The sequence below is a fragment of the Streptomyces sp. NPDC050485 genome (assembly GCF_044458185.1).
Classification (GTDB): domain Bacteria; phylum Actinomycetota; class Actinomycetes; order Streptomycetales; family Streptomycetaceae; genus Streptomyces.
Map to the genome: position 1 here is coordinate 41,583 of NZ_JBITHR010000035.1, position 11,161 is coordinate 52,743.

Annotated in this window: 14 protein-coding genes; 2 read left to right on the forward strand and 12 right to left on the reverse strand. The window is 71.6% G+C overall.

Going from position 1 to position 11,161, the window contains the following annotated elements; translation table 11 throughout:
• Positions 1-67: 67 nt before the first annotated feature.
• Genes ACIBK6_RS38215 through ACIBK6_RS38255 form a run of 9 tightly spaced genes read right to left on the reverse strand, consistent with a single transcriptional unit; the run spans position 68 to position 7,171 of the window.
• Entirely contained in the window at positions 68-499 is a 432-nt protein-coding gene (locus tag ACIBK6_RS38215) for a hypothetical protein (RefSeq protein WP_399057421.1), read from the reverse strand.
• The gene (locus ACIBK6_RS38220) at positions 496-1,758 is read right to left on the reverse strand and encodes a cytochrome P450 (RefSeq protein WP_399057423.1); all 1,263 of its coding nucleotides are present in this window, start codon (positions 1,756-1,758) and stop codon (positions 496-498) included. Before ACIBK6_RS38220 ends, ACIBK6_RS38215 begins: the two co-directional genes overlap by 4 nt.
• Positions 1,759-1,784: 26 nt before the next feature.
• Positions 1,785-2,993, reverse strand: coding sequence for an acyl-CoA dehydrogenase family protein (locus tag ACIBK6_RS38225; RefSeq protein WP_399057425.1), 1,209 nt, complete (start codon positions 2,991-2,993; stop codon positions 1,785-1,787).
• A 56-nt stretch (positions 2,994-3,049) separates the two neighbouring features.
• Positions 3,050-3,595 carry a GAF domain-containing protein gene (locus ACIBK6_RS38230; RefSeq protein ID WP_399057427.1) on the reverse strand — a complete coding sequence of 182 codons (546 nt, stop codon included), beginning with the start codon at positions 3,593-3,595 and terminating at the stop codon, positions 3,050-3,052.
• Positions 3,592-4,197 (reverse strand): GTP-binding protein, encoded by a 606-nt coding sequence (locus ACIBK6_RS38235; RefSeq protein WP_399057429.1) that lies wholly within the window; start codon positions 4,195-4,197, stop codon positions 3,592-3,594. Before ACIBK6_RS38235 ends, ACIBK6_RS38230 begins: the two co-directional genes overlap by 4 nt.
• Positions 4,175-4,546, reverse strand: coding sequence for a DUF742 domain-containing protein (locus tag ACIBK6_RS38240; RefSeq protein ID WP_399057431.1), 372 nt, complete (start codon positions 4,544-4,546; stop codon positions 4,175-4,177). The genes ACIBK6_RS38235 and ACIBK6_RS38240 overlap by 23 nt, the downstream gene beginning before the upstream one ends.
• The gene (locus ACIBK6_RS38245; protein WP_399057433.1) at positions 4,543-4,974 is read right to left on the reverse strand and encodes a roadblock/LC7 domain-containing protein; all 432 of its coding nucleotides are present in this window, start codon (positions 4,972-4,974) and stop codon (positions 4,543-4,545) included. The genes ACIBK6_RS38240 and ACIBK6_RS38245 overlap by 4 nt, the downstream gene beginning before the upstream one ends.
• 48 nt (positions 4,975-5,022) lie before the next feature.
• Complete coding sequence (locus tag ACIBK6_RS38250) at positions 5,023-6,564, reverse strand: sensor histidine kinase (protein WP_399057435.1); 1,542 nt, start codon at positions 6,562-6,564, stop codon at positions 5,023-5,025.
• Entirely contained in the window at positions 6,557-7,171 is a 615-nt protein-coding gene (locus tag ACIBK6_RS38255; RefSeq protein ID WP_399057437.1) for a hypothetical protein, read from the reverse strand. The genes ACIBK6_RS38250 and ACIBK6_RS38255 overlap by 8 nt, the downstream gene beginning before the upstream one ends.
• Before the next feature lie 570 nt (positions 7,172-7,741).
• On the opposite strand from ACIBK6_RS38255, the gene ACIBK6_RS38260 reads away from it, so the two are divergent.
• Both ACIBK6_RS38260 and ACIBK6_RS38265 read left to right on the forward strand, forming a co-directional pair.
• The gene (locus ACIBK6_RS38260; protein WP_399057439.1) at positions 7,742-8,779 is read left to right on the forward strand and encodes a Tat pathway signal protein; all 1,038 of its coding nucleotides are present in this window, start codon (positions 7,742-7,744) and stop codon (positions 8,777-8,779) included.
• 63 nt (positions 8,780-8,842) lie between these two features.
• On the forward strand, positions 8,843-9,349 hold the full coding sequence (locus ACIBK6_RS38265; RefSeq protein WP_399057441.1) for a TrmO family methyltransferase: 507 nt from the start codon (positions 8,843-8,845) through the stop codon (positions 9,347-9,349).
• Positions 9,350-9,450: 101 nt separating this feature from the next.
• Here ACIBK6_RS38265 and ACIBK6_RS38270 read toward each other — a convergent pair whose 3' ends face one another.
• The 3 genes from ACIBK6_RS38270 to ACIBK6_RS38280 form a co-directional block, all read right to left on the reverse strand.
• Complete coding sequence (locus ACIBK6_RS38270; RefSeq protein WP_399057443.1) at positions 9,451-10,131, reverse strand: Scr1 family TA system antitoxin-like transcriptional regulator; 681 nt, start codon at positions 10,129-10,131, stop codon at positions 9,451-9,453.
• A 151-nt stretch (positions 10,132-10,282) separates the two neighbouring features.
• A complete protein-coding gene (locus tag ACIBK6_RS38275; protein WP_399057445.1) occupies positions 10,283-10,462 on the reverse strand; it encodes a hypothetical protein in 180 nt (59 codons plus the stop codon).
• A gap of 171 nt (positions 10,463-10,633) precedes the next feature.
• Positions 10,634-11,137, reverse strand: coding sequence for a class I SAM-dependent methyltransferase (locus tag ACIBK6_RS38280; protein WP_399057449.1), 504 nt, complete (start codon positions 11,135-11,137; stop codon positions 10,634-10,636).
• Positions 11,138-11,161: the final 24 nt, after the last annotated feature.

Genomic DNA, 11,161 nt, shown 5'->3' on the forward strand with positions numbered 1-11,161 from the left:
TACTCCTGGGGGCGGCGGGGCGGGAGGTACGGGCGGCCATCGGGCACGGTGCTCAGGCAGTGCACGGCTATTGCCGGGCGGACGATGCGCGGGCCCGGTCGCTGATGGCGGCAAGGACGGGCAGGAGCAGCAGGGGCGCGGTCAGGATGCGCCCGGTGGGGAGCCAGCGGATCCATCCGGCCACGGGCCAGGCCCGCGGCGCCGGGGGGAGGGTGAGGCGGGCCCCGGCGGCGAGGTAGAGCGTGCCCGGCGGCCAGGGCGGATCGTGGGATTCCTCGGGGACGAAGAATGCCCAGCGGTCCTCGACGGCAGCAATCGCCCCGACGGGATCGAGCGGCAGCGCGTCGAGCAGGGCGACGGCCTGGCGGGCGTGATGCGCGGGCACGAGCACCACCTCGAAGCCGTCCCCCACCTGCACCGCAGCCGGTGCGGTCAGCAGCAAGGTGTCCGCGAGGAGGTGGGGGCCGTCCGCGATCGGCCGGTCCGGGGGGCGGCTCACCGGACAGCAACCGTGCCGGAGGCAGCCGGCTGTTCCCACCGGGGCGCGCGGCACCGGCGGGAGGAGGCTTTGGCCTCCACGGCGAGGGGGGAACTCACCAGGCCGCGCACGACGCTGGTGCTGGAGCGGACCGGCTCGCCGGAAAGGCTCAGGCCCGCACAGTGGTCGATGAGCGCGCGCAACAAGCACCCGGCCTGCAACACCGCCAGCGGCGCCCCGGCGCACTGGTGCACTTGCGACCCGAACGCCAAGTGGTGTTCGACAAAAGGGCGGTGGACGTTGAAGACATCGGCCGTGGGCCCCCACCGGAACGGATCACGCCCGGCCGACCCGTACAACAGCCACACGGCCTCGCCCGCGTCGATCCGTACGCCATCCAGGTCGACGTCCCGCACCGCCCGCCGTGCGGCGGCCAGGACCGGGGCCTCCAGGCGGAGCGCCTCGTGGAAGGCCCACTCGGCCAGGCTCGGGTCACCGCGGAGCTCGGCCCACTGCCCAGGGTGGCGGGCGAGCTGGGTCATCGCCTCCGCCAGGCCCAGGATCGTCGTGTCCAGACCAGCCGTCAGGAAGGCGCAGGCGAACGGGATCGCCTCCGCCTCGGCAAGCCGGCCCGCGTCGACGGCCCGGAGGACCACCCCCAGCCAGGAACGGGGCTGCACGTGGCCGCGGCTGACGTTCTGCCGGAGGAGGGGCACCAGTGCGGCACTGCCCGGCAGGCCGTGCGGACCACGGTGGGGGAAGGGCCCGGAGATGTCGGCGCTCGCGCTCGCCTGGGCGAGGATCTGCGAGCGGATGCCCTCGGGCAGTCCCATCAACTCCATGACGGTGCCGGCGACCAGCTCACGGGCCAGCACGATCGCGTCGAACGTGCCGGAGGCCGTGTGCTCGCCCACCAAACGGTCTGCGCGGCCCTGGACCTGCTCCGCCAGCTTGGCAACGGCCCGGCGGCCCAGCTGCCGGGCCAGTAGGGGGAGCAGCTGTGACCGCGCCTCCCTGTCGACGGCCGGCATGGCGCCGGGCTGGATGCCGGGATCGGCCGGGCCGGGCAGCGTGATCCCGCGGTCCGCGGTGAACTCGCCGTTCTCGTCGCGCAGGATGCGGCGTATCCCGCCATGGCGGGGGATGGCCCAGACGCGGTGCGGCGTCAGGTACACGGCGGGCCCCATCCGGCGCAGGGCCTCCTGGACGGGGTGCGGGTCGGCGAGGAACCGGGCGTCGCACAGGTTCATCGAGCTGACGGGCGCGGCGGACAACGACATGACGGGGACTCCGGAAGGACAAAGGGTCACAGGGCAGCGGGAACCGGGGACGTGGTGTGCGGGCGGGCGGGAAAACGCTCGGACCACTGCCCGCGTGCAGTGCCCAGCGCGGTCTCGGCCAGCCGCAGCAGCTGGACGTCCGAGGTGCCGGCCGGGGCGTAGATGTGCTGGGCATCGCGCAGGTACCGCTCGATGGGGCGGTCGGTGAACAGCCCGGCTGCGGCGTGGATCTCCATCGCCGCGCGGGCGGAATCCAGTACGGTCTCGACGTTGACGACTTTCGCGTTCATCAGCTCGTCGTCACAGGAGAGACCGCGGTCCAGGAGGTGGGCTGCGTGGTAGGCCGCGAGGCGGGCCGTCATCAGCCGGGACTGCAACTGCCCCAACTTGATTTTGATGTTGGCCAGTTCATGGAGCGGCTTGCCGTAGCGGGTGCGGCCGGCGCAGAACCGGGTGGTCTCCTCCAGGATCGCCTGGTGGATCCCGAGCGCGACGGCGGTCAGGTTCGGCCGCCCGTACAGCACGCTGGAGGAGTAGGCCACCTTGAGGCCGTCGCCCTCGGCGCCGAGCCGGTTGGCCGCGGGGATACGGCAGCCGTCGAAGTGCAGCTCGCCGAAACTGAAGCCGTGCAGGCCCAGGGCCTGTTGGTGACGGCCGAGGGTGAGGCCCGGCCGGTCGCTCTCCACCAGGAACGCGGACAGTCCGGTCGCGCCGGGGCCGGTGCGGGCCACGACGCCGTGCAGGTCCCCGATGTGGCTGTTGCCGACATACACCTTGTGCCCGGTCAGGACGTAGTCGTCGCAGTCGCGTACGGCCCGGGCGGCCATGCCCAGGACGTGCCCGCCGGATCCGGGTTCGGTGACCGCGATGGTCGGCAGGCAGGTCCCGGCCGCGATCCGGGGCAGCCAGGCTTCCTGCTGCTCCTGGCTGCCGAAGTGGAGGATCTTGGCGACGCCGAGCTGGGAGGCCTGGGCCATGGCGCCGGTGGCGCCGCTGATGCGGGAGAGTTCCTCGATGATGAGGGTCTTGGCGAGGTGTCCTGCTTCCATTCCGCCGTGGTCGGCCGGGATGGTGACCCCGATCCACCCCTGCTGGGCGATCTGCCGGGCCAGTCCTTCCTCGACCCCGCGGGCCGCCTCCATGTCCGCGACGCGCGGTGCCACGACGCTTTCGGCGAACTCCCGTACGTGTGAGCGCAGTTCCTTGTGGTGCGGCGTCAACAGCCAGTCGGACATCCCGTGTTTCCCCTTCGCTTCAAGACGGCCGCGGTGGCCCGCCGGTGGAGTCGGTGCTACTGCGGTATGCGGGCGGCACGCTGGTGCAGGATCTGCATGACCTCGTCGCGGTAGGCCTTGATCAGCGCCAGTGACCGCTGGCCGGTGGACTGCTCCATTGCTTCCGGCCCGACGAAACACACCGTGCCCAGGACCGTCTGCGTCTCCTCGTGGATCAGTGGCGCGCCGGTATAGGTACGGATGCCGAGACGGTCGACCACCGGGTTCCCGGCGAACCGCGGCTTGGCGTACACGTCGGGCAGTGGCAGCGGCTTGGTGCGGGTGCGGGCGACCTCGGGGCAAAAGCCCCAGTCGGGCGCCATGGTGCGCGTCATGGTCGGCAGGTCGCCGTCGGTGGGTGAGGCGAGCCCCATGAAGTGCTGGACGCCGGTGGCCGGGTCGAAAATGTTGATCATGGCGTAGGGGACCTGGGCGTCCTCGGCGAGCCGGGCGGCCACCGCGTCCAGTTCGGGGTCGGGCCCGCCCAGTCCCAACTGGTGCAGCAGGCGCAGGTGTTCCTCCAGCGCGGTGGCGCTGGGGGCGGGGCGGGGGTCGGTGGTCATGGGCGGGCTCCCGGGGCGGTGGTCAGGGCATGGCGCACGAGCGCGATCAGGACGTTGACTGCGGACTGGCGGCTGCGGGCATCGCACGGCACGACCGGCACCCCCGGGTCGAGGTCGAGGGAGTCACGGACCTCGTCGAGGGGGTAGCGGTCGGAGCCGTCGAACTGGTTGACGGCGATGACGAAGGGCACCGCCCGCTGCTCGAAGTGGCTGACGGCCTCGAAGCTGTCGGCCAGGCGGCGGGTGTCGGCCAGCACGACGGCGCCGACCGCTCCGTAGGACAAGTCGTCCCACAGGGTCTTGAAGCGGTTCTGCCCCGGTGTGCCGAACAGCATCAGCTGCAGGTTGGTCGGGGCGGTGAAGGTGATCCGGCCGAAGTCCATGGCGACGGTGGTCGTGGTCTTGGCGCCCACCCCGGTCAGGCTGTCGATGTCCTGGCCGGCCTCGGTCAGCTGCTCCTCGGTCGTCAGCGGCGGGATCTCGCTGACGGCACCGACCAGGGTGGTCTTGCCCGCGCCGAAGCCGCCCGCGATCACGACTTTCAGGGTCGCGGGGCGGTGGGCGCGTGGTGGGTCCTGGTCACAGGCGGCGTAGGCCTGCAAGGCATGCCTCCAGCAGTTCGGTGTCGGGACGAGGGGAGCGTGCGGTGGGTGTGACCAGGACCAGCGCGTGCTGATCGAGGAGATCCGACACGAGGATCTTGGTGACCTGGACGGGCTGGGCGAGGCGGCCGGAGAGTTCCGCGAGGGAGCACGGCGATGCGCACAGCAGCTGGATCTGCTCGCCGTCCCGGCCCACGTCGCCAAACGGCTCTTGCGGCCTGGCCGCCAGGAGGGAGTCCCGGTTCAGCGGGTGCCGTGCTCGGGTGCGACCGCCGGTGAGGGTGTACGGCCTGAGCCGGCGCGCCGGGGCACCGGGGGGCGCGCCCGGGGGCGGAGTGGCCCGGCTCACTGGCTGGAGGCCGCGGTGGCCCGCAGCGCGCTCTGCAGATGGGCGTCGATGCCGGCGATCCACCGACTCATCTCGAAGCCCACCACCTGCGGATCCGCGCCCGGCTCGGTCCGCACGGCCAGCAGCGCCCCGGCGGCGGCCGGGTCGGTGGCGTCGGCCCTCATCAGGTACAGCGAGCCGGCGTCGTGCTCAATGACGACCTGGCGGACGCTGCCTGCTGAGGCTCGGAACTGAGCACGGGCCAGGCTCTGCAGACCGGCGATCAGCGCGGCCATGCCGTCGGCGTCGTCCGTGTCCATCCCCGCCTTCGCTTGACGCAGTCCGTCGGGGGTGGCCAGCAGCGCCGCCGTCACTCCCGGGATCCGGGCGACGAACTCCTCCAGCAGCGGGGTCAGATCGTGCAACGAGGCCTTGTAGGTGTGCGACATGAGCATCTCCAGGCAAGCGGAAGGGATGGTGCGGGACGGGGTGCGGCCTCAGCCGTCGTGCCCGGCAGTGCGCCGGGCCGCCTCCTGGGCGCCCGCAGCAAACCGGGCCATGAGCGACGGCGTGGGCCCTGCGGGAGCCGGGGCGGACACGGCCGGGGGCACGGAGCCCACGCCGCGAGACTGCGGCTGGGGCCTGGTACGGCGCGGCAGGGGTATCCGGCCCTCGCTCCCCGCCTGGTCCAGCGGCTGCGGTGGGTGGGGCGACGCCGGGGACGGGTGCGGAACGGGACCGGCCTGCGGCCCGGACATCGCCGCCGGCGTGGGAACCACGTCCTTGGGGACCGCGCCGTGAGCCTCAGGTCGGCTGTGGGTGGCGGCGTCCGCAGCAGGATTTCTCGGCGCAAGAAGGAGCCGTGCCGGGACGAGGACCAGGGCTTCGGTGCCGCCCAGGACGCTGGGCCGCAGTTCGACATGAAGGCCCAGGCGCTGGGCGAGCCGTCCGGTGACGAGGAGACCGATCCGTCCCTCCGCCAGGCGGGCCCGAGGGTCTGCGGTGTCCGGCGCGGTCAGCAGCTGGTTGAGCTGAGCGAGCCGGCCGTGGCCGATCCCCAGCCCGCGGTCTTCCACTTCGATCACCAGCCCGGCCGGTACCACCGAGGCGCGGACCAGGACCTGGGTGGCGGGCTCGGAGAACTGCGCGGCGTTCTCGACCAGTTCGGCCAGCAGATGCACGACGCTCGGACCCGCCTGCCCGGGCAGGGACAGGTCCGGCGCGGGGGCGATCTTCACCCGGGGATACTGCTCAATCTCCTCGGCCGCCTGCCGCAGCACGGTGGAGACGGACAGCGGCTCGTGACTGGCAGTCAGGGCCCGTCCGCCCAGGACCGCCAGGCCCTGCGCCTGCCGCCGGACCCGGGTCACCAGGTTGTCGATCCGGAAGAGGTCGCGCAGCACATCGGGATCCTCGATGTCCCGCTCGGCGGCTTCCAGTGCCTCCAGGGTCCGCCCCACCAGCGAGCTCAGCCGCATCGCAATGGCCAGCACCATGTCCATCTGCGCCCGCTCGGCATCCACCAGGCGATGCTGGTCGCGGGCCGCCGCGAGGACGGCCTGGCCGGCCTCCGCATGCGCCAGGGCAAGCAACTGCCCGACAGCCACCGGCAGTTCCCCGTCCAGGCCCGCCGGAAGGTGGTGCGGCATGGACCGGGACGCCGACAGGTCTCCCCGGCGCGTCTGCTCCAGGACGTCGCTGATGGCCTTCCGGCCGTGTTCGATCTGGTCCAGCAGCGCGTTCAGCACGGCGGCGTTCCCATCGCCGTGCTGCTGGTACGCGGCGGCCGCCGCCCGGCCGGCGCGGCGTGCACGCCACCAGATGCCGACGCCGAGCGCGGCGGCCGCCGGAGCAGTCAGGACAACGGGCACCTGCCCGGCATCGTGAAGTGTCCACGCCACGGCGACGGCCGTGCCGGCGGCCAGGGTGGGGCGGCTGGCCAGGGACTGCAGCCGCTGCGGGCTCAGCAGGGAGCTGCTTTCGGTGTCGGACCGTCGGCGGCCATTCCCGGTGCGGGAGGGCAGCGCGTGATCAGGCATGGACGGCCTCGCCCTCTGGAACCTGGTGGATGTCGGATCCGAGACCGCTGCCCGACCGCCCGGCCCAGGCGTCCCGGGCAGTCGTCCCGGCCGGGCCGATATCCGCCTTCCGGACAATGGACGGGCCGTCAGCTCGGCTGCCCATGGGGCCGAGAGGTCTGGTGATCGTGTCGATCAGCTCTTGAGTGATCTCCGCGAGCTGGATCAGGTGGATCACCAGCGGCATGTGGTCGGGCGGGGCCCGGAGAGCGCCGAGCTGCCGGGCCCGTGCGACCAGAGCAGGTCCGCCCGAGCCCGCGGGGCCGCCCCCAGCAGCCTTGATGAGGGTGGGGAGGTGGTGCCGTAGACCAGCGACGAGGAGGGTCAGCTCGGCATCATTGCGGGGAAGCGGATCCTGCGTGACCAGCACCTGGGCCACGAGGCCGCCCGCGCCGTCGATGGCGGACAGGGCCCGCGCCAGCCCCGCCGGACCGCGCACCCCTGTGGCCGCACGGCCTGCCGCTTTGCTGCGGCGCGGTCGGCCGCCCCACGGCGCCCGCGCCGCAGCGAAACGGAAGGCACCAATGCGCGGCCTGGCCGGACCGAGTGCCACAGAGGTGGATAACACGACGTCGTCTCCATGAGGTGATAGGCGGACCAACAGCACCAGGAGGACCCGGGCGGGCCCCCGCGACGGACTCACGCCCGGCTGGAAGTCGCCGATTCGCGTGCTGCCAGGGCGAGTTGAGGAATATCGTCTGGACGAGAGAACCGCGATTCGCGGCCTGCCGGTATCCCCGCACCGGCACGCATGCGTGTAACGCGTGTAAAGATCAATTCGGGACAGGGGCCGACCGTGGCGCGAACCCGCAATGACCGTCTGCGTGCGGTGATCAGCGACCTGGGCTGGTCGTATGAACAGCTCGCGGGCCGCTTCCGGCGCGTGGCCCAGGAGCACGGAGCCACCGACTGCCTCACCGTGGGCAAGTCGCACATCAACCAGTGGGTCCGGGGCAGCCGTCCAGGACCGGTCGCTCTGGATATGTTGGTCGAAACGCTCTCGCGAGGACTCGGGCGAGTCGTCACCCTGTCGCAGATCGGGTTCCCACCCGATGCGCCGGAGGTAACGCCGGCTGCCGGATGGGACGTTGACACAGTGGCCGCGCTGGTAGATCTCGGGGGCGACAGCATGGTGGACATGACCCGTCGGCAAGTTCTGACGTACACGGCGGCCGGCGCCGCGGTACCCCCGGAACGCTGGTGGGAACAGACCCTCCACCAGGCCCAGGCCCGGCCCTCCTTCTCCCGGCTCACCGTCACCGCCGCCCAGGTCGAGGCCGTCCGCGACGCCATGCAGTACCACTCGCGCCAAGACCAGCGCCTCGGCGGCCGAGCCGGACACGCAGCCCTCCTCGCCTACCTCCGCACCGACGTCGCCGACTACCTCTCCCGCCGCATCCCGAGCGAGGACATACGGCGCCAGCTGTTCTCCGCCGCCTCCGAACTCGTCTACCTCGCCGGATGGATGGCCTTCGACGCCGGCGACCACGGACCCGCCCAGCGCAGCTTCCACCTCGCGCTGCGCACGGCCGCCGAGGCCGGCGACGAACCACTCGCCGGGCACATCCTGCGCGCCGCAGCCCACCAGGCCGTCGACCTCCACCACCCCCAGCGAGCCCTCGAACTCGCCGAGGGCTCCCTCGCCCAGCACCGGTACAGCCTGGCCACCCCGCGCGAACGCGCCCTCCTCGGCGTCGTCCACGCCCGGGCCCTCGCCCTGGCCCGCCGCAAACCCGAAGCCCGCCAGGCCCTGCACCGCGCCGCCGACGACCTCAGCAAAGCCGCCCCCCACGACAACGAACCGGCCCGCGTCGCCTTCTTCAGCGACGCCAGCCTCGCCCACGAGACCGCATGCACCCTGCGCGACCTGGGCGAACTCGCCCCAGCCGAGAAAGAGTTCGAGCACAGCGTCCGCACCCGCGCCCTGCCCTACGCCCGCACCCACGCCGTCACCCTGGGCTACCTCGGCGACGTCCAAGTCCGCCAAGGACAGGTCGAAGCCGCCTGCGCCACCTGGTCCCGCGCCCTGGACTCCATGACCGGCATCCAGTCCGGCCGGGTCAGCGACACCGTCGTCCAGATGCGGCGCGCACTGTCCCCGGTCCGCGCCCGCGGCGGCCGCGCAGCAGCCGAACTCGACCAGCGCGCAGCCGCGTTCCTGCGCACCGTAGGCTGACCGCGCCACGACAGCGAACCCCCGCCGCGCCGCCGGCCGCCCCGGGGGAGCGAGGGGACCACCATGTCCGAGACCTTTGAGACACCCGAGACCTACACCCTGCCCGTCATCGGTCACGTGGTCGGCGGCCACATGATGAAACACGACGACTACCAGGGCGGCGTGGAGTCGATCATCCGGCTGCACCAGACGTACCCCCTCGAAGCCGTCCAGGGCCTCGCCGAGTTCAGCCACGTCCAGGTCGTCTGGCGCATGCACCTGGCGGCCCCGGAAGACGTCGAGCTCCACGCTCGCAGCCCCCGCGGCAACCCGGAGTGGCCGCCCACCGGCACCTTCGTCCACCGCAACCATCGCAGGCCCGACCAGGTCGGCATCTCCCACCCCAACCTCGTCCGTGTCGACGGCCGGGACGTCCACGTCACCCATCTCGACGCGGTCCACGGCACCCCCGTCCTCGTCCTCGCCCCCTGGTTCCCACAGATGGGCCCTCAAGGACCCATCCATGTACCGAAATGGGTCGACGAAATGCTTGAGCGGTACTGGGCTCCTTCCATCGAGCGCGCAAACTGACCCTGTCGGCCATTTCGATTGATTTGTCTTCACTGGTCATGGGGCTCCCTTCTGGGAAGTCAAACGGGCCGACTTGGCAACAGGCCTCGGTGGCGGGGAGATCACGGACGTCGGATTGCCCTGCCGCGGAGTTCGTCTCGGGCTTGGCGCAGTCGGTCAAGGCTCTGCCGTATCGGCAGGGCAGCGGCGAGCGCAGCCTCCAGAAGGCGCTGCCGCTTGGCGCCTTCGATCGGGCCCGTGGAGTAGGTCGCGCCGTTGCTCTCCTCGGTGTACAAGTACCCCTCCACCAAGCCGAGTTGGCTGACTGCCTCGGTCGGGAGGATCACGGGGCTCGTCAGCGGAACGATCTGCACGAGGACGTGGCCCGACTCGGTCAGCTCTGCCAGATGACCAAGCTGCTCGGCCGCGACCTGCGCACCACCGATCCACCGGGTCAGGATCGTCTCGTCGAGCACGACGGTGACGGGCCGGGCGCATGGCACTGGCACGGACCGGTCGGGGCACGTCGCGATCTCAGCCTGATACTTGGGGAAATGTGGCCCGTCGCAGATAGCGGCCGCATACGCCGGGGTCCGCACGAGCGCGGGGACGGCCCACCCCGACCACACGAGGACCGAAGCCGCCCGACGCTCGCACAGCGCAAGTCGGCTCATCCATCCAGACAGTTCGTCGCGGACGAGGTAGCTTCCTTGGGCTGCACTCACCAGATACTGAAGCCCGGCAAGGCTCCGCAGATCAGTACAGAGAAGCGGGTGATCAGCGTGGTCGGGCTCCGTGTTCATGGCCTTTCCGATGAGTGGCGGAGACGGGAAACTTGGGCGGCGAGCTGGACCATGACGGGTAGGTGACCGCGATACCGCGGAGAGTCTCCAGGCGTAGTCGTCCGAGCGGCCGCGCCGGTCGGCCACAGGCCCCCGGACGGCTAGGCCCGGTTCAGAGCGCGGACTGGAACGCCGAGGCTGACGGCACGGTGAGGGCCGTTTCCGTGATGCGGTCGAGGGTGGCGGGCACATGCCCTGCGTGCTGGGCAGCGGCTCGCGCGGCGAGCGGCACCCGTCGCGCGGACGGGGCGGGTGCGGGGCGGTAGGCGGCGGCGGAGACGAGACCGTTCATGGCATATCCCTCACTGGCTGGCGGTACAGCTGGGCTCGGCGCAGCGCGGCCGCCGAAGAATGACGACCGCAGAGGTCCGGCGGCCGTGCCGCGCCGAGGTGGAATCCGCCTTCCAGCCGGGCCCCGTCACAGGCATCTGGCCCCGGCATCCGGTCCGGAAGGCGGACGTTTCTACGCGTAGTGCTGGAGCACGATGGCTTCGATTGCCTTGTCGGCGGTCACCGCGTACCGGTGCACGTCCTTCCAGCCCGCGCCAAGCTTCGCGATCTGCCGCTCCATCAAGCCGCGGTGCTTCTGGGCGGGGTCCAGCCGTTCACGGACAGGGGTGACGATGTGCACGACGCCGTCGGGCTTGAGCCAGCCGGGCGCACGCACAAGGAACCGCTGCATGGGGAGGACATCGGCGACCAGGCGGCAGGTGACGATGTCGACACTGTGGGGCTCAAGGAACGACGGGGCCGCATCGCTGTTCACGTCCCACTCGATGAACCGCGCGGTGCCCTGGCCACTGCTCAGCCCGCGCGCCTCCGCCACGGCCACGGCAGAAAAGTCGATGCCCGTGACGGACAACCCCATGGAGGCTAGCTCCCGTGACCAGTCGCCCGTGTCGGGTAGGACCACCGCATTGCTGCGGCGGTCCCCCCTCAGAACCGTGCGTGCCACTCGTCGCGGCACACGGCTCAAGCAAGTCCTAAAGGC